This window comes from Nonomuraea endophytica, from assembly GCF_014203235.1.
Taxonomy (GTDB): Bacteria; Actinomycetota; Actinomycetes; order Streptosporangiales; family Streptosporangiaceae; genus Nonomuraea; species Nonomuraea endophytica.
Window position 1 is genome coordinate 495,170 of the sequence record NZ_JACHIN010000004.1, and the last position, 24,257, is coordinate 519,426.

24 protein-coding genes are annotated in these 24,257 nt (G+C 70.4%); 12 read left to right on the forward strand and 12 right to left on the reverse strand.

Features of this window, described 5'->3' with window-relative positions; all coding sequences use genetic code 11:
• Positions 1 to 2: 2 nt before the first annotated feature.
• Complete coding sequence (locus HNR40_RS17865) at positions 3 to 1,571, reverse strand: carboxyl transferase domain-containing protein (RefSeq protein WP_184962566.1); 1,569 nt, start codon at positions 1,569 to 1,571, stop codon at positions 3 to 5.
• Positions 1,572 to 1,618: 47 nt separating this feature from the next.
• On the opposite strand from HNR40_RS17865, the gene HNR40_RS17870 reads away from it, so the two are divergent.
• From HNR40_RS17870 to HNR40_RS17910, 9 genes are all read left to right on the forward strand, one after another.
• Complete coding sequence (locus tag HNR40_RS17870) at positions 1,619 to 2,197, forward strand: SACE_7040 family transcriptional regulator (RefSeq protein WP_184962568.1); 579 nt, start codon at positions 1,619 to 1,621, stop codon at positions 2,195 to 2,197.
• Positions 2,198 to 2,443: 246 nt separating this feature from the next.
• A complete protein-coding gene (locus HNR40_RS17875) occupies positions 2,444 to 2,974 on the forward strand; it encodes a PadR family transcriptional regulator (RefSeq protein ID WP_184962569.1) in 531 nt (176 codons plus the stop codon).
• On the forward strand, positions 2,975 to 3,949 hold the full coding sequence (locus HNR40_RS17880) for an ATP-binding cassette domain-containing protein (protein WP_184962571.1): 975 nt from the start codon (positions 2,975 to 2,977) through the stop codon (positions 3,947 to 3,949).
• Positions 3,946 to 4,800, forward strand: a complete 855-nt coding sequence (locus tag HNR40_RS17885; protein WP_184962572.1) for an ABC transporter permease — start codon at positions 3,946 to 3,948, stop codon at positions 4,798 to 4,800. Before HNR40_RS17880 ends, HNR40_RS17885 begins: the two co-directional genes overlap by 4 nt.
• 101 nt (positions 4,801 to 4,901) lie before the next feature.
• A complete protein-coding gene (locus tag HNR40_RS17890; RefSeq protein WP_184962574.1) occupies positions 4,902 to 5,513 on the forward strand; it encodes a coiled-coil domain-containing protein in 612 nt (203 codons plus the stop codon).
• Positions 5,514 to 5,636: 123 nt separating this feature from the next.
• Positions 5,637 to 6,323 carry an ABC transporter ATP-binding protein gene (locus HNR40_RS17895; protein ID WP_184962576.1) on the forward strand — a complete coding sequence of 229 codons (687 nt, stop codon included), beginning with the start codon at positions 5,637 to 5,639 and terminating at the stop codon, positions 6,321 to 6,323.
• Positions 6,320 to 7,018, forward strand: a complete 699-nt coding sequence (locus HNR40_RS17900; RefSeq protein ID WP_184962578.1) for an ABC transporter permease — start codon at positions 6,320 to 6,322, stop codon at positions 7,016 to 7,018. Before HNR40_RS17895 ends, HNR40_RS17900 begins: the two co-directional genes overlap by 4 nt.
• Positions 7,015 to 8,094 (forward strand): sensor histidine kinase, encoded by a 1,080-nt coding sequence (locus HNR40_RS17905; RefSeq protein ID WP_246509167.1) that lies wholly within the window; start codon positions 7,015 to 7,017, stop codon positions 8,092 to 8,094. The genes HNR40_RS17900 and HNR40_RS17905 overlap by 4 nt, the downstream gene beginning before the upstream one ends.
• Positions 8,070 to 8,696 (forward strand): response regulator, encoded by a 627-nt coding sequence (locus HNR40_RS17910; RefSeq protein WP_312896400.1) that lies wholly within the window; start codon positions 8,070 to 8,072, stop codon positions 8,694 to 8,696. The genes HNR40_RS17905 and HNR40_RS17910 overlap by 25 nt, the downstream gene beginning before the upstream one ends.
• 93 nt (positions 8,697 to 8,789) lie before the next feature.
• On the opposite strand, the gene HNR40_RS17915 is transcribed toward HNR40_RS17910, so the two are convergent.
• The gene (locus HNR40_RS17915) at positions 8,790 to 10,142 is read right to left on the reverse strand and encodes a hypothetical protein (RefSeq protein WP_184962582.1); all 1,353 of its coding nucleotides are present in this window, start codon (positions 10,140 to 10,142) and stop codon (positions 8,790 to 8,792) included.
• A 193-nt stretch (positions 10,143 to 10,335) separates the two neighbouring features.
• Here HNR40_RS17915 and HNR40_RS17920 point away from each other — a divergent pair, with 193 nt between their 5' ends.
• Positions 10,336 to 12,555 carry a thiamine pyrophosphate-dependent enzyme gene (locus tag HNR40_RS17920; RefSeq protein ID WP_312896401.1) on the forward strand — a complete coding sequence of 740 codons (2,220 nt, stop codon included), beginning with the start codon at positions 10,336 to 10,338 and terminating at the stop codon, positions 12,553 to 12,555.
• Between the two features lie 102 nt (positions 12,556 to 12,657).
• On the opposite strand, the gene HNR40_RS17925 is transcribed toward HNR40_RS17920, so the two are convergent.
• Genes HNR40_RS17925 through HNR40_RS17950 form a run of 6 tightly spaced genes read right to left on the reverse strand, consistent with a single transcriptional unit; the run spans position 12,658 to position 18,194 of the window.
• A complete protein-coding gene (locus tag HNR40_RS17925) occupies positions 12,658 to 13,194 on the reverse strand; it encodes a patatin-like phospholipase family protein (protein WP_184962584.1) in 537 nt (178 codons plus the stop codon).
• Positions 13,195 to 13,228: 34 nt separating this feature from the next.
• Complete coding sequence (locus HNR40_RS17930; RefSeq protein ID WP_184962586.1) at positions 13,229 to 14,893, reverse strand: LLM class flavin-dependent oxidoreductase; 1,665 nt, start codon at positions 14,891 to 14,893, stop codon at positions 13,229 to 13,231.
• 49 nt (positions 14,894 to 14,942) lie between these two features.
• Positions 14,943 to 15,656, reverse strand: coding sequence for a maleylpyruvate isomerase family mycothiol-dependent enzyme (locus HNR40_RS17935; RefSeq protein ID WP_184962588.1), 714 nt, complete (start codon positions 15,654 to 15,656; stop codon positions 14,943 to 14,945).
• Between the two features lie 44 nt (positions 15,657 to 15,700).
• Positions 15,701 to 16,822, reverse strand: a complete 1,122-nt coding sequence (locus HNR40_RS17940; protein WP_184962590.1) for a magnesium and cobalt transport protein CorA — start codon at positions 16,820 to 16,822, stop codon at positions 15,701 to 15,703.
• 12 nt (positions 16,823 to 16,834) lie between these two features.
• On the reverse strand, positions 16,835 to 17,302 hold the full coding sequence (locus tag HNR40_RS17945; protein ID WP_184962592.1) for a nuclear transport factor 2 family protein: 468 nt from the start codon (positions 17,300 to 17,302) through the stop codon (positions 16,835 to 16,837).
• Positions 17,303 to 17,309: 7 nt separating this feature from the next.
• Complete coding sequence (locus HNR40_RS17950) at positions 17,310 to 18,194, reverse strand: amidohydrolase family protein (protein WP_184962594.1); 885 nt, start codon at positions 18,192 to 18,194, stop codon at positions 17,310 to 17,312.
• A gap of 34 nt (positions 18,195 to 18,228) precedes the next feature.
• Here HNR40_RS17950 and HNR40_RS17955 point away from each other — a divergent pair, with 34 nt between their 5' ends.
• Together HNR40_RS17955 and HNR40_RS17960 are read left to right on the forward strand one after the other, a co-directional pair.
• Complete coding sequence (locus tag HNR40_RS17955; protein WP_184962596.1) at positions 18,229 to 18,927, forward strand: M50 family metallopeptidase; 699 nt, start codon at positions 18,229 to 18,231, stop codon at positions 18,925 to 18,927.
• Between the two features lie 52 nt (positions 18,928 to 18,979).
• Positions 18,980 to 20,740 (forward strand): serine/threonine-protein kinase, encoded by a 1,761-nt coding sequence (locus HNR40_RS17960; protein ID WP_184962598.1) that lies wholly within the window; start codon positions 18,980 to 18,982, stop codon positions 20,738 to 20,740.
• On the opposite strand, the gene HNR40_RS17965 is transcribed toward HNR40_RS17960, so the two are convergent.
• The 4 genes from HNR40_RS17965 to HNR40_RS17980 form a co-directional block, all read right to left on the reverse strand.
• Positions 20,727 to 20,948, reverse strand: a complete 222-nt coding sequence (locus HNR40_RS17965) for a helix-turn-helix domain-containing protein (protein WP_184962600.1) — start codon at positions 20,946 to 20,948, stop codon at positions 20,727 to 20,729. The two genes, HNR40_RS17960 and HNR40_RS17965, sit on opposite strands and share 14 nt — an antisense overlap.
• Positions 20,949 to 21,019: 71 nt before the next feature.
• Positions 21,020 to 22,429, reverse strand: a complete 1,410-nt coding sequence (locus HNR40_RS17970) for an MFS transporter (protein ID WP_221340495.1) — start codon at positions 22,427 to 22,429, stop codon at positions 21,020 to 21,022.
• Positions 22,430 to 22,439: 10 nt separating this feature from the next.
• The gene (locus HNR40_RS17975) at positions 22,440 to 23,162 is read right to left on the reverse strand and encodes a GntR family transcriptional regulator (protein ID WP_184962602.1); all 723 of its coding nucleotides are present in this window, start codon (positions 23,160 to 23,162) and stop codon (positions 22,440 to 22,442) included.
• A 63-nt stretch (positions 23,163 to 23,225) separates the two neighbouring features.
• Positions 23,226 to 24,200 (reverse strand): LLM class flavin-dependent oxidoreductase, encoded by a 975-nt coding sequence (locus HNR40_RS17980; protein WP_184962604.1) that lies wholly within the window; start codon positions 24,198 to 24,200, stop codon positions 23,226 to 23,228.
• Positions 24,201 to 24,257: the final 57 nt, after the last annotated feature.

The window sequence follows — 24,257 nt, forward strand, 5'->3', positions numbered from 1 at the left end:
CGTCACATCCTGAAGACGCCGTAGCCGATGGGTTCCAGCGGCGCGTTGGCCGCCGCCGACAGTGCCAGCCCGAGCACGGTGCGGGTGTCGGCCGGGTCGATCACGCCGTCGTCCCAGAGCCTGGCGGTGGAGTAGTAGGGGTTGCCCTGGTCCTCGTACTGCGCGCGGATGGCGTCGGCGTCCGCGTTGCCCACGGTCGTGAGCACGTTGGCCGCCTGCTCGCCGCCCATGACCGAGATGCGGGCGTTCGGCCACATCCACAGGAACCTCGGCGAGTACGCCCGCCCGGCCATCGCGTAGTTCCCCGCGCCGAACGAGCCGCCGATGATCACCGTCAGCTTCGGCACCCGCGCGCACGAGACCGCGGTGACCATCTTGGCCCCGTGCTTGGCGATGCCGCCCGCCTCGTAGGCCTTGCCGACCATGAACCCGCTGATGTTCTGCAGGAACACCAGCGGCACCTGGCGCCGGTCGCACAACTCGATGAAGTGGGCGCCCTTGAGCGCCGACTCGCTGAACAGGATGCCGTTGTTGGCGATGATCCCGACCGGATGGCCGTGGATGTGGGCGAAGCCGGTGACCAGCGTGTGCCCGTACTCGGCCTTGAACTCCTGGAAGCGCGAGCCGTCCACGACCCGCCCGATGACCTCACGCACGTCGTACGGCTGCCGCGTGTCCGCCGGCACGATGCCGTAGAGGTCGCGCGGGTCGAGCTGCGGCTCCTCCGGTTCGGCGCTCGCCCAGGGGCGGGGCTGCCGGGGGGCCAGCGTGGCGACGATGTCCCTGACGATGGCCAGCGCGTGCGCGTCGTCCTCGGCCAGGTGGTCGGTGACGCCGCTGATGCGCGCGTGCAGGTCGCCGCCGCCCAGTTCCTCCGCCGTGACCTCCTCGCCGGTGGCCGCCTTGACCAGCGGCGGGCCGCCCAGGAAGATCGTGCCCTGGTTGCGGACGATGACCGCCTCGTCGCTCATGGCAGGGACGTAGGCGCCGCCGGCCGTACAGGATCCGAGGACCGCGGCGATCTGCGGGATGCCCCGCGCGGACATCGTGGCCTGGTTGTAGAAGATGCGGCCGAAATGCTCGCGGTCGGGGAAGACCTCGTCCTGTTTGGGGAGGAACGCGCCGCCGGAGTCGACGAGGTAGACGCAGGGGAGGTTGTTGTGGAGCGCCACCTCCTGGGCGCGCAGGTGCTTCTTGACCGTCATCGGGTAGTACGTGCCGCCCTTGACCGTCGCGTCGTTGGCGACGATCACACATTCGCGGCCCGATACCCGGCCGATGCCGGTGATGATGCCCGCGGCGGGCGCCTGATCGTCGTAGAGCCCGTTGGCCGCCAGCGGCGACAGCTCCAGGAAGCGCGAACCCGGGTCGAGCAGCCCGTCCACGCGGTCGCGCGGCAGCAGCTTGCCGCGCTCCACATGGCGTTGCCGCGAGCGCTCCGGCCCGCCGAGCGCGGCGCGGGCGAGCCGGTCGCGCAACTCGGCGGCGAGCCGCTCGTTGAGGTCGGCGTTGGCCTTGAAGGCCTCGCCCCCGAGGTCGGCGACCGTTTTCAGCACCGGCCATTGAGTCATGCTGGAAAGGTTAGTCATCATTAACGTCTATGTCTAGAATGTGAGACATGAGCACTCCGACTCGTAGCCGAGGGGCCAGACGCGCCGAGATCCTCGACGCCGCCGCCCGGCTCTTCGCCGAACGCGGCTTCCACGGGGTCTCGATCGAGGAGCTCGGGGCCGCCGTGGGAGTGTCCGGTCCCGCCCTCTACAAGCACTTCAGCGGCAAGGACGCGTTGCTGGCCGAGATGCTGCTCGGCATCAGCTCCCGGCTGCACAGCGGGGCCGGCGACCTGGTCACCGCCGCCGGGACGCCGGAGGAGGCGCTGTCGGCGCTGCTGCGCGGGCACATCGCGTTCGCGTTGCGGGAGCCGTACCTGATCACCGTGCACGACCGGGAGCTGGGCAACGTTCCCGAGCCGCAGCGGCGGCAGATCCGCCGCCTACAGCGCCTGTACGTGGAGGAATGGGTCACCGTCCTGACCGAACTGCGGCCCGGCCGCCCCGCCGCCCGGCTGCGCGCGGCCACGCACGCCGTTTTCGGCCTGCTCAACTCCACCCCGCACAGCGCTGGCGACCTCCCCGCCGACGACACCGCCACCCTGTTGTACGAGCTGGCGCACACCGCCCTGGTTAACATCCCCTAACCAGACACCACCACGCCCGGCCGTTCATCCCCGGCTCCTCCGCGCGCTTTGCCGCAGCTCCCCTGCCCGTCCTGCGCCGGGCATCCCCCTCCCCGGGTTCCGGCCGCCACATGGCACTTCTGGCCGCCTACACACGGTTGCCGTGTTCCCCTTGCCCTGAGCCACCGGCGGTCCGGTTAATTGCTTGCGACTGCCAATTATCTAGATATATCTTTGAAGCATCTAGATAGTAGAAGGGTGATCATCGTGCATGAATCCGATGACTGGTCCGAGGCGTTCACCCCCTTGGGCACCCCGTTCCACACGACAGGGCCGCCGATCCCCGCGACGGCCCCGCGAGTACGGCGGGGCGACGTGCGGGCGGCGTTGCTGGCGCTGATCCACGAGGGGCCGCGCAACGGCTACCAGATGATCCAGGACATCGCCGAGCGCAGCCGCGGCGTCTGGCGGCCGAGTCCCGGCTCGGTCTACCCGGCGCTCCAGCAGCTTGAGGACGAGGGCCTGGTCAGCGGTGGCGAGACCGGCGGCAGCCGTACCTTCCAGCTCACCGAGCAGGGGCGTGAGCAGGCGGAACGGCTGGCGACGGGCAGTGCGCCGTGGGACGAGGTCGCCCGCACGGTCCCCGAGGACCGGCACGAACTGCGGCTGCTGTGGGGGGCGCTGGGCGAGGCGTTCGTCCACCTGACCCACACGGCCAACGACCGGCAGGTCGCCGAGGCCAAGAAACTGCTCCGGCAGACGCGCAAGTCAGTGTTCCAAATCCTGGCGGAGGATTAGATGACGTTAACTCCGGCGGTAGCCGTACAAGATCTGAAAAAGACCTACGGAAAGGTCGACGCGGTCAAAGGCGTCAGCTTCGAGGTCCAGCCGGGAGAGGTGTTCGGCTTCCTCGGCCCGAACGGCGCCGGCAAGACCACCACCATCAGCATGCTCTGCACGCTGGTCAACCCCACCGGCGGCAGCGCGAGCGTGGCCGGCCACGACGTGGTCGGCGCCCGCGACGAGGTGCGGCGCAACATCGGGCTGGTGTTCCAGGACCCGACCCTCGACGGGTACCTGTCCGCCGAGCAGAACCTCCGCTTCCACGCGGAGTTGTACGGCGTGCCGCGCCACATCGTCGGCGACCGGATCCGGCAGGTCATGGAGATGGTGGCGCTCTGGGACCGCAAGGACGCCAAGGTCATGACGTTCTCCGGCGGCATGAAACGACGCCTGGAGATCGCCCGCGGCCTGCTCCACTCGCCCAGGGTGCTGTTCCTGGACGAGCCCACGGTCGGCCTCGACCCGCAGACCAGGGCCGCCATCTGGGGCTACATCAACAAGCTGCGCCTCAGTGAGGACATCACGATCTTCATGACGACGCACTACATGGAGGAAGCCGAATACTGCGACCGCATCGCGATCATCGACCACGGCGAGATCGTCGTCGTGGACTCCCCCGAGGCGCTCAAGGCCAGCGTCGGCAAGGACCGCGTGCAGATCCACACCGGCGACGACGAACGCGCGATCACCGCGCTGCGCCAACGGTTCGGGATCGAGGCGACGGTGAATGAGGGCGCGGTGACGTTCGCCGTCGCCGCGGGCGAGGAGTTCGTGCCCCGGCTCTTCGCCGAACTCGGCCAGCCGATCAGGTCGGTGAGCGTGTCACGGCCCTCGCTCGACGACGTCTTCATGTCCTACACCGGCTCCACGATCAGGGACGCCGAAGCCGACGACAAGAACGCCTGGATGAGAGCGATGGTGCGCCGATGACCACCGAAACCATCTCGGTCGTGGTGCCGGCCCGCAGCGCCGGGCACGACCTGCGCGCGGTCAAAGTGGTGCTCCATCGGGAGATGCTGCGCTTCCTCAGCGACCGCACGCGGATGCTGTCCATGCTCTTCCAGCCGGTGCTGTGGTTGTTCATCATGGGCACCGGGCTCGGGTCGCTGGTGCAGGGCAGCATCCCCGGCGTGGACTACCGCACCTTCATGTACCCCGGGATGATCTCGATGACGGTCATCATGACCGGGATGTTCTCGGCCGGGTCGATCGTGTGGGACCGCGAGTTCGGGTTTCTGCGCGAGATGCTCGTCGCGCCGGTCTCCCGGGGCGCCATCGTGCTCGGGAAGTGCCTGGGCGGCGCCATCGTGGCCACCGGGCAGGGCGTCGTGATCCTCGCGATGGCGGGGCTGGTGGGCGTGCCGTACTCCGGGACGCTGATGTTGACGCTGCTGGCCGAGATGTTCCTGGCGGCGTTCACCATCACCGCCTTCGGGGTGATGCTGGCCGCGCGGATGAAGAACATGCAGACGTTCTTCGGGCTGATGCAGATGGCCATCATGCCGATGATGTTCCTGTCCGGGGCGATGTTCCCCCTGGCCAACCTGCCGTCGTGGCTGCACGTCCTGACCGTGGTCAACCCGATGACGTACGCGGTCGACCCGATGCGGCAGGCCGTCTTCTCCCACCTTTCCGTGCCGCCGCAGGTGAACGCGATGCTGAACCCGGGCGTGCAGTGGTTCGGGTGGCAGGTGCCGGTCATCCTGGAGATCGGCGTCGTCGCCGGGCTGGGGGCGGCGTTGCTGGGGGTGGGGATCATCCAGTTCCGGCGGGCCGACTGACTTTCCATGCCGGTTCTACATTTCGCACCGCGTTCTGTCGGTGACGGAGGGTATCTTTCCCGATGGCATCTTCGCCCCCCTCCGTTTCGAAGGAGACGCCTGTGCATGTCAGCGAGATCGACCTTCCGCTTCTCGAGCGGCGTGTCAGTCTACTGGAAGGAGCTATATTCAGCGGCGTGCCTATGCTGAGCATCGCCGACCGGTTCGACGCGCTGCACACGCGCATCGACGAGACCAGCCGCAACGTCATCGAGAAGATGGAAACGCGGTTCGACGCGGTCGACCTCAGGTTCGACGGCATCGACCAGCGCTTCGACGGCATCGATCAACGGTTCGACGGCATCGATCAACGACTGGACGCCATGGACCACAGGTTCGATGGCATCGACCAGCGACTCGATGGCATGGACCTCCGGTTCGACGCCATCGACCAGCGACTCGATGGCATGGACCTCCGGTTCGATGGCATCGACCGACGGCTCGACGCGATGGACCTCAGGTTCGACGCCATCGATCAGCGGTTCGACGCACTAGAGACAAGCATCAACGAGCGGTTCGAGAAGGTTGACGAACGGTTCCAGAAGATCGACGAACGTTTCGAGAAGATCGACGAGCGGTTCGAGCAGGTGGAAGACCGGCTGACGCGAGTAGAGGGTCAGCTGGTTGACATCAAGGCCATGCTGATCAGTTTGGGTGCCAAGAACCCGAACTAGCCCCGGTTCCCTGAGCCCCGGGTTCGATGGTGAGCCCGGGGCGCTGGGGATCCTCCGTTTGGGGGATGCCTGGTGACGGGGTGGAGGATGTCGGGGGGCTCGCCTGGGCGCGAGCATCGGCGTATGACAGCGATAACGGTGCGCGATCTGCGCAAGGCCTACGGCGGTGTGGTGGCCGTGGACGGGGTGTCGTTCGAGGTCGCGCGGGGTGAGACGTTCGGCGTGATCGGGCGCAACGGGGCCGGGAAGACGACCACGGTCGAGTGTCTGGCCGGGCTGCGCAAGCAGGACGCGGGCAGCATCCGGGTGCTCGGGATCGATCCGGCGCGGCGGCGGGAGCTGGCCAGGAAGGTCGGGGTGCAGCTGCAGGACAGCGCGCTGCCCGATCGGATCAAGGTGGGTGAGGCGCTCAGGTTGTTCGCCTCGTTCTATTCGCGGCCGGCGGATCCTAAGAAGATCATGGGCACCTGGGGGCTGGAGAAGCTCAAGAACCGCGCCTTCAGCGACCTTTCCGGCGGTCAGCGGCAGCGGCTGCTGCTCGCGCTGGCTCTGGTGGGTGATCCCGAGCTGGTGGTGCTGGACGAGCTGACCACGGCCCTGGACCCGGTGGCCAGGCGCGAGACGTGGGATCTGGTCAGGGGGCTCAAGGCGGCGGGCACGACGATCGTGCTGGTCAGCCATTTCATGGACGAGGCGGAGGAGCTCTGCGACCGGGTGGCGGTCTTCCGCGACGGGCGGATCGCGGCGGTCGGGAGCCCGGCCGAGCTCATGGCCGAGGCGGGCACGGCGTCGCTGGAGGGTGTGCTGTGAGGGCGTTCGTCCAGTTGTCGCTCAATGAGCTGCGGCTGCTGGCTCGCGATCCGGGCAGCCTGTTCTTCATGGTCGCCTTCCCGCTCATGCTGCTGGTGCTCAACAGCGGCAACGAGCGGCTGGAGATCTTCCTGCCCAGCTATATGGCGATGATCCTGGCGATCGGCGGCATCGCGGCGTTGCCGGGGATCGTGGCCACCTACCGGGAGCGCAAGGTGCTGCGGCGGCTGGCGGTCACGCCCATCTCGCCGGTCATGCTGCTGGGGGCGCAGGTCGCGGCCCAGCTGGTGATGGGTCTGGTCGGGTCGCTGGTGGTGATCGTGGCGGGCATGGCGGTGTTCGGGGTGGCGGCGCCGGCGCACCCGCTGCCGCTGGTGCTGGCGTTCACGCTGAGCGCGCTGATGACGTGCGCGATCGGGTTCGTGATCGCGGCGGTGGCGCCCCGGGCGCGGACGGCTGATCTGCTCGGGCTCACGGTCATGTTCCCGATGATCTTCCTGGCCGGGGCGGCGATCCCGCGCGAGGGCCTGCCGGGGACATTGCGGTCGGTCGGGGACTATCTGCCGCTCACCCAGGCGGTGACGGCGATGCGCGAGGGCTGGTTCGGCACTCCGGCCGCGCTGCCGTTGCTGCTGCTCACGGGGATAATCATCGTATGTACGGCGATAGCCGCGTTCACGTTCAGGTGGGAATGAGCCGCTGGCTCTACGCTTTCCACCTTCTCTTCTACGCCTGCCTGGCGTTCCCCATGGCCGTGGTCGCGCTCATGGGGACCGGCGGCGGCCGCCCGCTCACGCTGGGGCTGGCCGCGGCCATGGGCGTCTACTACTGGCTCTTCGTGGTCCGCAGGAGCGAGGACCTGGAACGCCTCCACCCCATGGCCTGGCACTTCCTGGTCCTGCTCTGCCTGCTCTTCCTTCTGCTACGCCGCGAGTCCGTGTTCGAGCTGGTCCAGTTCGGTATGTGCCCGATGCCGTACGTGATGCTGCCCGGCCGGTGGGGCTACGCCGGCGCGATCACTCTGGTGCTGACCACCTTCGTGGCGAGCGGCCGGGTGACCGAGCTGGCGGTGAACCCCGGCGCGCTGGGCGGCCTGCTCGCCAACGCCGGGCTGGTCACGATCATGGGCCTGTTCGCCCACCACCTGGTCAAGGCCGGCGAGGTCGGGGTGCTGCGAGAACGGGCCCGCCTGGCCAGGGAGATCCACGACACGCTGGCACAGGGGCTCAGCGGGATCATCACTCAGCTGGAGGCTGCGGAGCAGGCGATCGACGATCAGCCGGCCGTACGGCAGCGCATCGCCGTCGCCAAGCGGCTGGCTCGTGAGAACCTCGGCGAGGCGCGGCGCTCGGTGGACGCGCTGCGGCCCGAGCCGCTGAACCGGGCCAGGATCGACCTCGCCCTCGGTGACGTGGCGGCGCGCTGGTCGTCGGCGAGCGGGGTGCAGGCCACGGTGGCGGTGGACGGGCCGCGCCGCCCGCTGGAGCCGGAGGTGGAGGCGACGTTGCTGCGCGCGGCGCAGGAAGGGCTGGCCAACGCCGCCAAGCACGCGGGGGCGCGGCGGGTGGCCATCACGTTGTCGTACATGGAGGACGAAGTGACGCTGGACGTGCTCGACGACGGCGCCGGCTTCGACGCGGACGCGGCGCCGGGCGGCGGGTACGGGCTGGCGGCGATGCGCGAGCGCGCGAGCGCGGTCGGCGGCACGGTGACGGTGGAGTCGGCGCCGGGAGAGGGGACGGCGCTGTGCGTGAGCATCCCGTGCGCCTGATGATCGTCGACGACCATCCGGTGGTGCGGGACGGCCTGCGCGGCATGTTCGACGGCCTGCCCGACATCACGGTGGTGGCCGCGGCGGCCGACGGCCGTGAGGCGCTCGCACTGGCCAGGAGCACCGAGCCGGACGTCGTGCTCATGGACCTGCGGATGCCGAACCTGGACGGCGTCGGCGCGATCCGCCGCCTGCACGCAGCGCATCCCGCCACGAAGGTGATCGTGCTGACCACCTACGACACCGACGGCGACGTCAGCCGCGCGCTGGCCGAGGGCGTGGCGGGCTACCTGCTGAAGGACACGCCGCGCGAGGAACTGCATCGTGCGGTACGAACGGCCGCCGCGGGCGGCAGGGTGCTGTCACCGGCGATCGCCGGGCACCTGATGGCCGGCAAGAACCAGCGGCAGAAGGACCCGAGCCCGCGCGAGCTGGAGGTGCTGCGCCTGATCGCCAAGGGCGCGGGCAACAAGGAGGTCGCCAGGACGCTGCTGATCAGCGAGACGACGGTGAAGACGCACCTCAAGCACGTCTTCGCCAAGCTCGGCGTGGAGACCCGGGCGGCGGCGGTGGTCGCCGCGATCGAACGCGGCCTCCTTTAGCGGCCTCGTCCAGCGAAAAGCAGAAGACCGCCCTGCACAACAGAAGGCGCGGGCCTCCTGGATCGGAGGCCCGCGCCCGAGTACTGCCGGCGGTTACCGCTTCACGCGCACGTAGTCGCTACCGCTGGTGTCGCCGTAGGCGTCCGAGTCGCCCTGGAAGACGAATCTCCAGGTGCCCGACTTCGAGGCCTTCACCTTGGTGTAGATGTTGCCACTGCTGTTGGACCAGGTGGCCTTGTAGTAGTACCACTTGCTCGAGCCCTTGGGCTTGAAGTACAGGCGGATCTTGGCCCGGTGGCCGTCCCAGCCGTCGTCGAGGATCTGCAGCTTGCCCTTGAACTTCAGGTACTTGCCGCGCTTGACGGGCTCAGGGTAGGCGTTGAACTTGATCAGCCTGCTGTCGGCCTTCTCCGGCGGCGGAGGCGGAGTGTTCCGCTCCACGCGGACCCAGTCGGCGTCGCTGGCCGAGCCCTTGATGCCGGCGGAGCCGCCGTACACGGCCCGCCACCAACCGGAGGTGTAGGCCCTGGCGTCGGCCCAGAAGCGGCCGTTGCGGCCGGTCACGTCGCTGGTCACGTGCTCCCAGCGCGAGGATCCGTGGGCCTTGAACTGGATGGCCACCCGCTGGCCGGGCAGGCCTTCCCAGCCCTCGACCTGCAGGTTGCCACTGAGCGCGAGCCGGTCGCCCTTGTCCACGGGCTCGGGCGAGGCGTCGAAGCCGATGATCCGGCTGGACCGGTCGGCGGCGTTGACGTCCACGCGGTCGGTGTCGCTGACCGAGCCCCTCGCGGCGCCGGTCTTGTCGAACTCGGCCCGCCACCAGCCGGTGGCCTCGGCCTTGACGCCGGTGGAGAACCAGCCGGAGCGGCTGGTGCCGGTCTTGGTGATGTGGCGGTAGGCGTCGGTCCCCTTCTCGCGGAAGGTGATCGTGACCTGCTGCCCGCCGTACCCCTTGCCGTCGGCGAGGAGACGGCCGGAGACCTTGATCGTCGAGCCCTTGGCCACCTGGTCGGGGCTGGCGTCGAAGTCCACGATCTTGGTGTCGAGGGCCTTCTTGACCTCGAACGAGCCGCGCGAGGAGCTCTCGCCGTCGCCGTGGGCGATGGCGAGGATGTTCCAGCGTCCGGCGCTCTTGGCGTCGAAGGACTTGGTGCCGGTCCACTTCGTCCATTCGCCGTGCGGCGCGGACTTGAGGTCGACCGGTGTGGGAACGCTGACGTCACCGGGCGCGCGAAGCTGGAGTTCTGCCTTGCCCGCGCCCTTCGTGGTGAAGCTGAACGTCGCCGTGACCGAGTCGTCGAACACGACGACCGGCGACGGACTGACGTCCACGTCGGAAATGCTGGGGGCCTGCGCCCCGGCCGAGGCCGACGCCGGCGAGGCCAGAGCGATCGCTCCGGCTCCCATCGCCAGCGCGACGGCTACGGCGCGGATGCGTTGCGACATGCGGGTTTCCGTCCCTTCTGGAGTCCGCAAGTGGTCAACGCGGCATTGAGGGTGCCACGTGTTTCTCCCTAGTAGACGTTTAGGATGGGCAAAAGGTTCGTAAAGCTGACATGCCGTAACGAAACTGAGTCAATAACACCGGTCCAGAACATGTCACCTCCCGACGAGGCCTCTGGGGGGCATAATCGGGCTTGTGGCGCGCGACACAGTTGAGACTCACTTCCTCGAAGCCGTAGCCGACCTCAAGATGGGCACTCCTCGGGACCCGTCAAGACCGGTCCGCGAAGGCAGCACGCTCAGCGGCCGGCTCTGTCTCGACCTCTATCGCCTCCAGCTCGACAGCCGGCTGCTCGACATCGCCGCCCGCTGGCTGCGCGAGCAGGACCAGGGCTTCTACACGATCGGCTCGGCCGGGCACGAGGGCAACGCCGCGCTGGCCGCCGCGCTGCGCGTCGACGACCCCGCCCTGCTGCACTACCGCTCCGGCGCGTTCTACCTCACGCGCTCCACCCTGGCCGGGCGGCTGCCCGAGCAGGGCATCCGCGACGTGCTCATGGGCCTGACCGCCGCCGCCGAGGAGCCGATCGCGGGCGGCAGGCACAAGGTGTTCGGGCACCCCGAGCTCGCGATCATCCCGCAGACCTCGACCATCGCCAGCCATCTGCCCAGGGCCGTGGGCGTGGCCTTCGCCATCGAGCGGGCCCGTGCGCTCGACGTGCCCGCCGCTTGGGCCAGAGACGCGATCGCGGTGTGCAGCTTCGGCGACGCCTCCATCAACCACGCCACCGCGCAGTCCGGCTTCAACACCGCCGCCTACGCCACCTATCAGGGCCAGGCGGTGCCGATCCTGTTCGTCTGCGAGGACAACGGCATCGGCATCAGCGTCCGCACGCCCAGAGGCTGGGTCGAGGCGGCGGCCAACCGGCCGGGCATCGAGTACTTCGCCGCCGACGGCTGCGATCTGGCCGCCGCCTACGACGCGGCCGCGCAGGCGGTGGCGCACGTGCGGGCCAACCGCTCCCCCGCCTTCCTGCACCTGTCGACGGTGCGGCTGATGGGCCACGCCGGCTCCGACGTCGAGGTCGCCTACCGCACCCAGCGCGAGATCCGCGCCGACATGGAGCGCGACCCGCTGCTGCGCAGCGCCGCGATGCTCGTCGAGGCGGGCCTCGTCACCCCCGAAGAGCTGCTCAAGTCGTACGAGTCCACGCGCGAGCACGTGCTGCGCATGGCGCTGGAGACCACGCGCAGCCCTCGGCTGTCCACGGCCGAGGAGGTCATGGCGACCATCGCCCCGCGCGACGAGGACGTGATCGCCAAGATCAGCCCGGTGGCTGCCGAGCCGTCGGTGCGCGAGAAGGCCTTCGCCGGCGCGCTGCCCGAGAACGACAAGGCGATGACGCTGTCGCAGGCGATCAACAGGACGCTCTCCGACGCGCTGGCCGTCTACCCCGAGATGATGGTCTTCGGCGAGGACGTCGCCAAGAAGGGCGGCGTCTACGGCGTCACCCGCGGCCTGCAGAAGCGCTTCGGCCCCGCCCGCGTCTTCGACACCCTCCTCGACGAGCAGGCCATCCTCGGCCTCGCGCTCGGCTCCGGCGTCGCCAAGCTGCTGCCGGTGCCCGAGATCCAGTACCTGGCCTACCTCCACAACGCGCTCGACCAGATCCGCGGCGAGGCCGCCACGCTCTCCTTCTTCTCCCGCGGCGCCTTCACCAACCCGATGGTGGTACGCGTGGCCGGTTACGCCTACCAGAAGGGCTTCGGCGGCCACTTCCACAACGACAACGCCATCGGCGCGCTGCGCGACATCCCCGGCCTGGTGATCGCCTCGCCCTCGCGGCCCGACGACGCCTCGGCGATGCTGCGCACGTGCCTGGCGGCGGCCCGTACCCAAGGCACGGTCTGCGTCTTCCTGGAGCCGATCGCGCTCTACCACACGCGCGACCTGTTCGACGAGGGCGACGGCGGCTGGCTGGCCACATACGCGCCGCCGACCCGCTGGGCCGACACGCACGTGCCGATCGGGCGGGCCCGCTCCTACGGCGACGGCCGCGACCTGACCATCGTCACCTACGGCAACGGCCTGCGGATGAGCCTGCGGGCCGCGGTCCGCCTCACCCAGGAGGGCTACAGCTGCCGTGTGCTGGATCTGCGGTGGTTGTCGCCGCTGCCGGTCGAGGACCTGGTGCGGGCGGCTGAGCTGACCGGCAAGGTGCTGATCGCCGACGAGACGCGCCGCTCGGGCAGCGTCTCGGAGGGGGTCGTGGCCGAGCTGGTCGACGCCGGGTTCACCGGGCAGATCGCGCGGGTGACGTCCTCCGACAGCTTCATCCCGCTCGGCGAGGCGGCCGGTCACGTGCTGCTGTCGGAGGAGGAGATCGAGGCGGCCGCCCGCAAGCTGCTCAGCTAGCCCGGCGCCGCCTGGGACCGTGCCAGACCTCCGCGGCCTGTGCCGCGCTCTCGGCGGCCTGCCGTACTCCTGAGTGGAAGGACGGCGCCCAGGCCCCGGCGGTCAAGGGCGCGTCGGGCGCGATGGTGGACACAGCGCCACCGAAAGGCTCAGCGTCGCCGGAGTGCTCGGCACTGCCAAAAAGCGCGGCGCGGTGGGCGGGGCCAGTGGCTCCAGGACCAGGACGCGGTCGGCGCTCTTGGCCAGGTCGGCGTTGGTGGCGGACCCGGCGTCGGTGTAGCGGCGGCCGGCGATCGTGATGGCAGGGTCGGCGCGGCTCGCGGCGACGGCGGCGGGCAGGGGGACGCCGCCGAAGATGTCGAAGACGGCACGCTCGCCACTCGATGCGTCCACGGCCGCGATGAGCAGGCGGCGCGCCGGCCATTCCGCGTCCCGCAGCAGGTCGGCGTGGCCTTCCGGCGGGGTGTCGAGCGGGGCGCCGGTGGCGAGCAGGGCGGCGGCGACCGCGCCGGCGGAGGTGCCCACGACGAGGTCGGCGGCCGACAGATCCACGCCTTCGCGGCGCAGTCCGGTGATCAGCCCGGCCAGCCATGCCGTCGCCGCGACTCCACCGGGGCCCAGTACCAGAGCTCGTCTCATGAGCCCGATCCTGCAACCTCGACCGGAGTTGAGGTCAATACGGCGACGGCCCGCCGAACATCTCGGCCACCCGCGAGGCCAGCGTGACGTCGCCCTCCACCCGCAGCTTCCCGGACATCAGCAGGTCGGCCGGGTTGACCGTGCCGGCGAGCACGCGCAGCAGGTCGGCGGCGGGCATCGCCAGCACCAGCGCCGGGTCGGCGGCGCGGCCCTGCGCCATCCTGGCCCGCTCGCCGCGCACGCTGATCGTCCAGGTGGCCGCCGGTTCGAGCCGGAACTCCAGCGTCCCCTGGAACCCGCCGGCCTTGGCCGGGTCGAACGAGCGCGCCATCAGCCCGAACAGCAGCCGCTGCTGCCCCGGTCCGAACCACCGCTCCAGGTCCCGGTCCTCGCGCCCGCCGACGAAGCGCGCCAGCAGCCCCTGCCCGCCGCGCCGCGCCGCCTTGCGCGCCGCCCGCAGCCGCTCCCCCGGCCCGGCCGCCGGCGCCCGCCGCCCGATCCGCGCGACCTCGGCGTCCTCGTCCATCTGGTACGGCCGCGCCATCACCCTGACCGGGGCCCTCCTGGCCAGCGCCGCCCCGATCGCCGGCGCCAGCCGTTCGGCCTTGGCCCGCTCCCGCTCCTCGCGCCCGTCGGCGAAGACCGGCAGGACCTTCTTGCCGAACAGCTCCAGGCTCTCGCAGATGTGCTCGTGCCGGTTCGGCCCGGCCTGCAGTACGAAGATCATCTGATCGACGCCCGCCTCCTCGTAGCGGCGGACCAGCTCGACGAGTTGCTGCGGGCTGCCGAGCGCCCCGGCCAGCGGATCGTCGCCGCGCGCCCCGAGCGAGGGGCGCCGGGCGGCGAAGTCGGCCCAGATGGAGCCCCGGCCCGGCTCGTGCCTGGACGGCCCGTAGTAGTGGGCGAGCGCGTAGGCGAAGAACCCGGCGCCGGACGCGCCGCGCCGCCTGGCCTCCTCCGGGTCCTCGTGGCACATCATCGGCAGCACGACGGCGAGGTTGGCGTTGACGGCGAACCCGGCGGGCACGCACTCCTCGGAGGCCAGCAGCCGGTAGTAGTCGCGCGACCAGGTGGCCGCGTCCTCGGGGTGCACGAACGCGAACGACAGCGCGCCGATCCCGTTGCGCGCGGCCAGCCGGATCGTCTCGCGCCGCGAACAGGCCACCCAGAGCGGCGGGTGCGGCTTCTGCACCGGTTTGGGGATCACGTTGCGTGGCGGCATGCGGAGGTGGGGCGAGTTCCATCCGGCGAACGGCTCCTCGGCGAACATGCGGGTGACGCAGTCGAGCGCGTCCTGCCACATCTCGCGTTTGCGCTCGCGCGCCACCCCGAACCCGCCGAGCTCCGCGGCGGAGCTGGCCTCGCCGGTGCCGAAGTCCACGCGCCCGCCGGAGACGAGGTCCAGGGTGGCCACCCGCTCGGCCACCCGGGCGGGGTGGTTCACCTGCTGCGGGAGCTGGATGATGCCGTGGCCCAGGCGGATGTTCGTGGTGCGCTGGGAGGCGGCGGCCAGGAACACCTCCGGCGCCGCCGAGTGGGAGTATTCCTCCAGGAAGTGGTGCTCGACCTCCCAGACGTAGTCGAAGCCGACCCGGTCGGCGAGCTCGATCTGGTCCAGGGCGTCGGTGTAGAGCCGCTGCTCGCTGTCCGGTTTCCAGGGCCGAGGCAGCTGGTGCTCGTAGAAGATTCCGAACCGCATTCTCGGACGGTAAGTGCGTTCTGACGTCCTGTCCAGATCCGGACAGCGCTCACAACCACGGCCCGATCGACGGCGCGCCGGGCTCCGGCGCGGGGCCGCGGCCGGTCAGCCACGCGGCCAGCCGCGCCGCGCTCCCGCGCACCAGCGCGACCCGTTCGACCAGGTCAGCGTCGTCCGGCCGGCCGCCTGGGTGGACGCGCCAGGTGCGCGCCCGGTCGAGCGGGACCAGCAGCAGCGCCGGGCCCTGGGGGCGGTTCTCCATGGCCGCGGTGACGTCGCTGAGCAGCATGTCGACCAGGCCGTCGGGGAAGTCGTCGAAGGACCCGCCGGCGCCGAGGTCCACGGCGTGGATCCACGACTCGCGCGCCCGCATCCAGGGGATCTCGGAGGCCGGCACGATCTTGCCCTGCGCGGTGCGGACCTTCGTGTTCCACTGCAGGTCCGACAGGCCCGCCAGGTCCTCGCGCAGCTCCCGGTCGCACTCGGCCGACAGGGCCGCCAGCTCCGGCGCGGGGATGCGGGCCGTCTCCTCGATCTCCGCGTCGCGGGCCTCCCTGCTCGGGTACATCGCCCGCTCCTCGCCGGTCCTGGCCCAGTGGACCAGGCGAGACAGCGCCCGCGCGTTGCAGGCCACGTGCGCCACCACATGGCGGCGCCGCCATCCCGGCAGCTGCGAGGCCCCGTCCAGTCCCGCCTCGACGGCCGCGTCCACCTTGCGGGCGAGGTACTGGCCGCCCGCCTCCATCCACCCGAACTCACTCATGGACACCACGCTAGGACCGCGCGCCCCGTGCGGTCCGGCAGACCCTACAGCCAGTCGCGTCTCTTGAAGACGATGTAGAGGATCAGGCACACCCCGCCCATCAGCACGACGGCGAACGGATAGCCCAGTGTCCAGTGGGTTTCCGGCATGAAGTCGAAGTTCATGCCGTAGATCGTGCCGACCAGTGTCGGGGCGAAAAGAATGGCGGCCCAGGCGGAGATCTTCTTGACCTCCTCACCCTGCCGGATGCTGGCCTCGGTCATCTTGGCCATCTCGGCGTTCTGGGCCTGGGTGACCAGGGTCGAGTTGATCACCAGGATGTCCTGGAGCATCTGCCGGAAGGCGGACACGCGCTCCGTGACCGTGATCGCGTGGTCGGCGACGTCGCGCAGGTAGCTCTGGAGCTCCTCGTTGACGCCGTACTTCGTGGCGCCGGCGATGAAGCCGTCGATCATCTTCAGCAGCGGCGCGGTGGCCCGCTGGAACTCGATGACCTCGCCGCTCAGCTCGTAGACGCGGCGTGAGACCGCCGGGTCGCCGCTGAACACCTGGCCCTCGATCTCCTCCAGGTCCTTCTGCAGCCCGGCCACGACCGGGGCGTAGCCGTCCACGACGGCGTCGAGGATGGCGTAGAGCACCGCCTGGGGGCCCTGGCGCAGGAGGTCGGGGTCGGATTCCATGCGTTTGCGCACGGCCTGGAGGTCGGGGGCCTCGGCGTGCCGTACCGTGATCACGAAGTTGGGGCCGACGAAGACGTGCAGCTCGCCGAACGCGACCTCTTCCACGTCGTCGAGGTAGCGTGCGGCGCGCAGCACGACGAAGAGCGTGTCGCCGTAGCGGTCGGCCTTGGGGCGCTGGGAGCCGACGATGGCGTCCTCGAGCGCCAGCTCGTGGAGCTGGAACTCCTCGCCCAGCTTGACCAGCTCCCACTCCTTCGGGCGGTACAGGCCGATCCAGGCCATGGTGCCCGGCATCTCCTTGAGCCGTTCGAAGGCGTCGGCCAGCGAGCCGGGGTTGTCGATGCGCTCGCCGTACTGGTAGATCGCGTTGTCGATCACGGTCGGGCGGTAGGGGGCCTCCTCCTCCACGGCCCGGGGGTCCATGGAGTGCTCCGGCGCCTGCTCGCGGATGCGACTGCTCTGCAGGAAGCCCTTCATGCGTGCCATGCGCTCACTCCTCTACGACACCTCGTCGAGCGCCTGGTGGGCCCGGTCCCTGATCGTCTTGCGGAACATCGGCGTCCAGCCGAACAGCAAACCGGCCGGCCGGCCGAGAGCCATCCTCGACCACCGCTTGAAGTCGAACTCGTCGTGGTGCCGCACGATGAGCCCGTCCTCGAAGCGGAAGAGCGCGGTGACCTCGTTGACGACCTCGCGCCCCGTTCTGCTGAACGTGTAGCGGGCCGTCCAGGTGGCGCTGCCGGCGTGGGCGTCGGCCCGCACGTCGCGGAAGTCCGAGCGCAGCCCGTCGCGTACGCCGAGCTGAAGCCGCCACATCGCCATCACGCGGTCGCGTCCCTCCACCTCCTGGAAGACCGGATCGCCGAAGCTGACGTCCGGATGGTAGCAACGCTCCATGACCTCGAGGTTGCCGCGTCCCAGCGCTTCGTAGAAGGCGCGGACCAGCGCCTCGTGCCGATCGTTCACCCCTCTATCAGATCATGTCGGACCCGTTGTGCCAGCACACGGCCCTGACCCATTCGTCCCCGAGGCCGAGCCGGTCGAGCGCGTGCAGCTGGTGCGCGTACGAGTGTGGAATGTTCGGAAAGTCGCTGCCGAGCACCACCTTCCCCGCCTGGCCGAGTTCACGCAGCGCGGGCCGGAGCGCGGCGGGGAAAGGCATGCCGAGCTCGGCGAAGTCGGTGAAAGCCATCGTGGTGTCGAGCGCGACCCGCTGGTAGCGCTCCGCCAGGTCGAAGAACGGCTCGTACTCCGGCATGCCCAGGTGGGCGATGACCAGGCGCAGGCGGGGGTGCCTTCTCAGGAGGCCGGCGATGGGTTCGGGGCCGATGCGGCCGCCGGGCACCGGGACGGAGCTGGCGTGGACGACGACCGGGAGCCCGGCGTCGGCCAGCAGGCCCCAGATGCCGTCCAGCTCGGGCAGGCGGGGGTCGAAGTCGCTCACCTGGAGGTGGATCTTGAAGATGCGGGCGCCGGCGTCGACGGCCTGCCGTACATAGGAAAGGGCGCCCGGCTCGGGGTAGAAGGTCGCGGAGGGGACGCACTCCGGGGTACGGCGGGCGAAGTCGAGCGTCCAGGCGTTGAGATCCTGCGCCATGTCCGGCTTGTGGGCGTAGGCCAGGGCGGTGAAGCGGGTGACGCCCATCTCGCGCAGCCGGGCCAGGCGCTGCTCCACGGGCCACTGGTAGGAGACCTTCCAGCCGTCGCCGAGCAGCGGGCCGCCGTGGTTGAAGTGGTGCCAGACGCGCCGCTCCATCCGTTCGGGCAGGAAGTGCACGTGCAGGTCGATCAGGCCGGGCAGCCCGCGCGCGGCCCGCCAGGCGGGAACCTCGGAATCAGAATGAAGTTCTGTGACCACGGCGGTGACTTTACCCGGATAGGGTCTCTACTCGATGGACAAGTTCCTGGCACAGCTCGTGGAGGTCCAGCCCGCCCCCGAGCCATGGGTGATCGTGGTGTCGGCGGTGTTCGCCTTCGCGGTGGTCTCCTACACCACCTCCTGGCATCTCACCCGAGGGCTCGTCACGATCGCGCACGAGGGCGGGCACGCGCTGATGGCCCTGCTCACGCGGCGCAAGCTGGAGGGCATCCGGCTGCACTCCGACACCTCCGGCGTGACCCTGACCAGGGGCAAGCCCACCGGGCCCGGCATGGTGCTGACCGCGCTGGCGGGGTACGTCGCGCCGTCGCTGCTCGGGCTGGCCGGGGCGTGGCTGACCGACCAGGGGCGCATCACGATGCTGATCTGGGTCGTGCTGTTGTTCCTGGTCTGCATGCTGCTGCTGATCCGCAACCTTTACGGCGCGCTCATCCTGCTGGCGACCGGCGGCGCGCTCTTCGCCCTGTCCATGTACGCGCCGGACGACATCCAGCAGGTCGTGGCCTACGTGGCGGTGTGGTTCCTGCTGTTCGGCGGCGTCCGCCCGATCATGGAGCTGCAGCGCAAACGTCGCCGCAGGCAGGCGGGCAACTCCGACGCCGACCAGCTCGCCCGGCTCACGGTGCTGCCCGGCGGCTTCTACGTCTTCTTCTTCCTGCTGGTCGCGGGTGCGTCGATGTTCGGCGGCGCGTACCTGATGTCGCCCTTCTGACGCCCACACCCGGGCAAATCGCTAAACTCGCCCCTGACAGGGGGGAAGCACTGTGCAGCACGTCGAGGACGCCCCCGGCTATCGAGTGCTCGATCAGGCCGGCCAGGGCGGATTCGCCATCGTCTACCGGGCCTACCAGGAGCGTCTCGACCGGGTCGTGGCGCTCAAAGTGCTGTCCGTGGACCGGGTCGACAGCAGGACGATGCGCAGGTTCCAGCGCGAACTCCAGCTCACCGGCCGCCTCACCGGCCACCCCAACGTGGTGACGGTCTTCGACACCGGCACCACGCGGTCCGGCAAGCCGTACATCGCGATGGACTTCTTCGAGAACGGCTCGCTGCGCGACCGCATCCGCAACAACGGGCCGCTCCCCCTGCAGGAGGTGCTGCGCTCGGGCGTCAAGCTCGCCGGGGCGCTGGCCGCCGTCCACGAGGCCGGGGTCCTGCACGGCGACATCAAGCCGCAGAACATCCTCATCTCCCGGTACGGCGAGCCCGCCATCGCCGACTTCGGGGTCGCCCGCGTCATCGACACCGCCGAGGTGTCCGCCTCGACCCACGCGTTCACCCCGCTGCACGCCGCGCCCGAGGTCCTGAGCGGCCACCAGCACACCGCCGCCACCGACATCTACTCGCTCGGCTCCACCCTCTACCACCTGCTGGCCGGCCAGCCCGCCTTCCACAGCCCGACCGACCCGTCGATCGCGCCGCTGATGTATCGCGTACTGAGCAGCGACCCGCCGCCCATCGACCGCGCCGACGTGCCCGCCGTGGTCTTCTCCACGGTCATGCGCGCGATGGCCAAGGACCCTCAGCAGCGGTACGGCACCGCCCGCGAGTTCGCCGAGCGGCTGCAGCGGATCCAGGCGGAGCTCGGGCTGCCCGTCACCGACCTGCTCGGCGCCGACCCCGGCCCTTCCCCCGCGCCCCGGCCCGACGCGCCGTCCGGCCCGCAGACCCACCCGGCCACCTACCCGGCGACCGCCCCGGCCGACCCGAACGGCCCCGCCCAGGCGCCCGCGTACCCGCCCGCCAGTCCGAGTCCTTGGGCGCCGGGCTCGACGTATCCGGTGACGGGCGCCCATGCCGACCCGGTCAGCCCGTGGGCCCCGCACCGCCCTCCGACTGCTCCCTTGGGTGGGCAGGCCACAAGTCCATGGGCGCCTCAGAGCGGTGTGCCCCTTGCCGCCCAGGCTCCCCAGCCTCAAGGCGCGCAGGCTCCCCTGGCTCAGGCCGCTGCGGCGGGGCAGCCGGGGGGCGGCGGTCCTGCCGTGCCTGGCGGGCGGCGGAGGAAGGGCGGCGGCTCCTCGGGGCGCGGCAAGATCGTGATCGGGGTGGCGGTGGCGGCGGTGGCTCTGGCCGGTACCGGGGTGGCCGTCTATCTGTCGCAGCGCCCGTCCGGCACGGTGCCCACGGCGGGCCGTACGGAGCTGAAGAAGCCGACCACCCCCACCGTCGACCGCAAGTCCATCGACGCGCTCCGGCCGCGCCTGCTCAAGGTGAGCAGGGACCAGGGCGTGTCGGTCACGCTGACCTGGCGGCTGCCCAGCGGCGCGCGCGAGTACCCGCTCGTGGTCCAGCGCGAGCCTTCCGACGGCGAGCCCCTCGTCCCGCTGCCCGCCGGCACGACCTCCACCCGCCTGACCGGCCTCACCAAGGACGGCGGCTACTGCTTCCTCGTCGGCGTGCCCCTGCAGTTCTCGGAGAAGACCAGCGTCGCCTGGTCCAAGCCGACCTGCATCCGCGGCGCCCGGCCGGGCGGCGTCCAGCCCAACGACGCCGCCGCCCCCAACGCCGCGTCTATCTCGGAGTGAGCCGCCGGCCCAGCGTTCCCAGCCGGTAGCCCTCTCCCGGCTCGGCCTCCACCAGGCCTTCGTGGCACATCGTGGTGCACAGCGCGTGCACCGTGCTGCGCGGGATTCCGGTACGGCCGGCGAGTTCGCGCACCGACAACGGGCGCTGGGTGCCGGCCAGCGTGCGCAGGACACACGCGGCCTTCGAGACCGACTGAACGTGGGACATGGCCCACCCTGCCCACCACCACCCGTCCCGATCAACCCCAGGTCCCGCGACACGGAACCTAGAGCCCCGGATCAAGGGGGCGTGGGCCGGGGGCGGCGGGGGACGAGCAGGATGGCCAGGAGGCCCAGGGCCGCGATGGCGAGCATGCCCAGGAAGACGTTGTGGACGGCGGCGGACAGGGCCTGGCGGACGGGTTCGGCGTCGGGGCCGCCGGATCGCAGGGCTCTGGCGGCCGAGTCCACGGAGGCGTGGCCGTTCAGGCGGCCGGCGAGGGTGGCGTTGGCGACGGTGGCCAGGACGGCGGTGCCCAGCGCGCCTCCGGCCACGCGGAAGAAGACGACGCCTCCGGTGACGACGCCGCGGCGGTCCCAGCCGACCTGGTTCTGGGCGCCGACGAGCATGGAGACCGAGACGAGGCCCAGGCCGGCGCCGTTGACGAAGGCGCAGGCCCCGGCGTAGAGGAGCGAGGACGATCCGGTCATCAGGCTGAACAGGACGGCCGACACGGCGATCAGGAAGAGGCCGATCAGGGCGGTGTCGCGGAAGCCGTACCGCATGTAGAGGCGGGCGGAGAAGGTGACCGACAGGGGCCAGCCGATCGACTGCACGGCCAGCGCGAAGCCGGCGGCGACGGCGCCCGCGCCGAGCACGCCCTGGGCGAAGGTGGGCAGGTAGACGGTGGGGCCGGCCAGGACCATGCCGACCACGGCGCTGCCCAGGAAGGAGCCGAGCAGGGCGCGTTCGCGCCACACCCACGGCGGGATGAGGGGCTCCGCGGCGCGGCGTTCCCACCAGGCGAAGGCGGTCAGTACGGCCACGCCCAGGAGCAGCAGCCACCAGGTCGTCTCCTGCAGGCCGAGCATGAGGGACACGACGCCCACGGCCAGGAGCAGGCTGCCGAGCAGGTCGAGGCGGACTTCGCGGCGTTCGACGTGTTCGCGGAGGAAGACGGCGATGGTGATGATCGCGGCGGCGCCCAGGGGCAGGTTGAGCAGGAAGATCGCGCGCCAGGACACCAGCTCGGACAGCAGCCCGCCGACGGCCGGTCCGATGAGCGCCGACACGCCCCAGACCGAGGACAACAGGCCGCTGATGCGTCCGCGTTCCTCCAGCGGGTAAAGGTCGGCGGCCACCACCTGGACGATCGACTGGATGGCGCCGGCGCCCACGCCCTGCACGACGCGGGCGGCGATGAGCATCGGCATGCTGGTGGCGACTCCGGCCAGCAGGGAGCCGAGCAGGAAGATGGCCATGCCGCCGGCCAGCATGGGCTTGCGGCCGTACAGGTCGGACAGGCGGCCGTAGATGGGCGTGCACACGGCCTGGGAGAGCATGTAGCCCGAGATCACCCACGGGAACAGCGAGAACGACCCCAGGTCGCGGACGATCGACGGCACCGCGGTGGCGACGATCGTGCCGTCCACGGCTGCCAGCGCCATGGCCAGCATGAGCCCGGCCGAGACCGCCGCCCGGCCCTTCACCGCACCGGCCTCATTTGGCCTGGCGGCGGCGGGGTTTGGCGACGGGCGCGGTCTCCGCCTCCTCCGACAGCACCTCGACGATGCGGCGGGAGACGATCTCGAGGTGCTCGTGCAGGTGCGCGACGGCGGCGTCGACGTCGCCGCGGGCGGCCAGGGTGGCGAGGTGGCGGTGGCCGCCCTGGTCGTGGCCGACGCGCAGGCCGAGGAGGTAGCGGCCGACGGAGTTGCGCAGGTCCTCGATGATGCCGACGGCGACGGGGTTCTCGCCCGCGTCGTAAAGCTCCCGGTAGAAGGCGGCCCGTTCCTCCGCCAGCGAGCTGCTGACGTGCGGCTCGTCGAGGGCGGTGCCGAGCTCCCGCAGCCGGGCCGCCCTGGCCGAGGTCATCCTGGCGATGGACTTGCGCAGGGCGTGCGACTCCAGCAGGACGCGCAGCTCGTAGATCTCGCGGACCTGCTCGACGGTGAGGGTGCGCACCACGGCGCCGCGATGAGGGTGGAAGGACACCAGCCCCTCGGACTCCAGCTGCATGAGCGCGGTGCGCACCGGGATGCGCGAGACGCCGAGGCGCTCGGCGAGCTCCTCCTGGCGCAGGTGCTCGCCGGGTGCCAGCACGCCGGTGATGATGCACTCGCGGATGACGTCGTAGGCCATCTGTCCGACCGTTTTGTATCCAGCGGACATACGGCCGACGACATCGTCGAACGAGGGCTTGGTCGCGGTCTCCACGCTCACGCCTCTCCCGGGGATCCGGTTATCGGATCCAATCCAAGCACAGGTGTCCCGCCATGCGGGACACTACCGGAGTCTGGGCAGCACCTCGGTCCCGAGCAGGTCGATCACCTCGAACCAGCGCGGGAAGGAGAAGCGGAAGTCGAAGACGAGGTGCTCGACCCCGGCCGCCTCGAACTTCTTCACCTCGTCCACGATCTCGCCCGGATCGCCGACGATGAGCTGGCCTTCGAGGTCCTCGACCGTCTCGAACCGGCCCGACGGCGGCCTGACCGCGAACTTGGCCTTGTTCGCCCAGGCCAGCAGGCCCGGGACGTTGACGTCGCGCAGCGCCTCCTCCCTGGTCGCGGCGACGGAGGTGGGCGGGATGACGGCCACCGTCGGCAGCTTCCTGCCGTTCTCCTCGCAGATCTCGCGCATGCTCTCGACGCGGCGGCGGATCGTGGCCAGCGAGATGCGGCCGGGCATCCAGCCGTCGGCCCACTCGGCGGCCAGGCGGGCGCTGCGGGGGGTGGCGCCGCAGTACCAGAAGGGGACGGGGCCGCCCACCGGCTTGGGTTCGATGCTGACGCCGGAGAAGGTGAAGTTGTCGTCGGAGTAGCTGACGTCGTTCTCGACGGCGACCTTGCGCAGGATCTCCGCGTTGGAGCGGACCAGCGAGACCCGGTCCCTGTCGCCCCAGCCGATCGCGTCGAACTCGTGCTGGAACGTCCCCGCGCCGAACCCCAGGATGAGGCGGTCGCCGACGAGCTGGGTCATGGTGCCGAGCTGCAGCGCGGTGGTCAGCGGGTGGCGGAAGGGGATCAGCGAGCCGGTGCCGAGCTGGATGCGCGAGGTCACCGCCCCGATGGCGGTCAACGTGGTGAGCGCGTCGTAGAACTCCCGGTTGGGCGACTCCATCTCACCGTGCGGCTCGAAGACCAGGTGGTCACGCACCCAGACGGAGTCGAACCCCAGTTCCTCCGCACGTTGCGAGCCACGGAGCAACCGGTCACGGGAGGCGAACTCACCGAAATGGGGAAGCAAGAGGCCGAATTTCACGACAAATCTCCTTAAATCCATGAGGTACGGCTACCGCCCCACCACCCCGCCGAGACC

Coding starts and splice junctions, on each gene's coding strand:
- HNR40_RS17865 (WP_184962566.1), bottom strand. CDS start 1,571: ATGACTCAATGGCCGGTGCTGAAAACGGTCGCCGACCTCGGGGGCGAG.
- HNR40_RS17870 (WP_184962568.1), top strand. CDS start 1,619: ATGAGCACTCCGACTCGTAGCCGAGGGGCCAGACGCGCCGAGATCCTC.
- HNR40_RS17880 (WP_184962571.1), top strand. CDS start 2,975: ATGACGTTAACTCCGGCGGTAGCCGTACAAGATCTGAAAAAGACCTAC.
- HNR40_RS17885 (WP_184962572.1), top strand. CDS start 3,946: ATGACCACCGAAACCATCTCGGTCGTGGTGCCGGCCCGCAGCGCCGGG.
- HNR40_RS17895 (WP_184962576.1), top strand. CDS start 5,637: ATGACAGCGATAACGGTGCGCGATCTGCGCAAGGCCTACGGCGGTGTG.
- HNR40_RS17905 (WP_246509167.1), top strand. CDS start 7,015: ATGAGCCGCTGGCTCTACGCTTTCCACCTTCTCTTCTACGCCTGCCTG.
- HNR40_RS17915 (WP_184962582.1), bottom strand. CDS start 10,142: ATGTCGCAACGCATCCGCGCCGTAGCCGTCGCGCTGGCGATGGGAGCC.
- HNR40_RS17925 (WP_184962584.1), bottom strand. CDS start 13,194: ATGAGACGAGCTCTGGTACTGGGCCCCGGTGGAGTCGCGGCGACGGCA.
- HNR40_RS17930 (WP_184962586.1), bottom strand. CDS start 14,893: ATGCGGTTCGGAATCTTCTACGAGCACCAGCTGCCTCGGCCCTGGAAA.
- HNR40_RS17935 (WP_184962588.1), bottom strand. CDS start 15,656: ATGAGTGAGTTCGGGTGGATGGAGGCGGGCGGCCAGTACCTCGCCCGC.
- HNR40_RS17940 (WP_184962590.1), bottom strand. CDS start 16,822: ATGGCACGCATGAAGGGCTTCCTGCAGAGCAGTCGCATCCGCGAGCAG.
- HNR40_RS17955 (WP_184962596.1), top strand. CDS start 18,229: ATGGACAAGTTCCTGGCACAGCTCGTGGAGGTCCAGCCCGCCCCCGAG.
- HNR40_RS17965 (WP_184962600.1), bottom strand. CDS start 20,948: ATGTCCCACGTTCAGTCGGTCTCGAAGGCCGCGTGTGTCCTGCGCACG.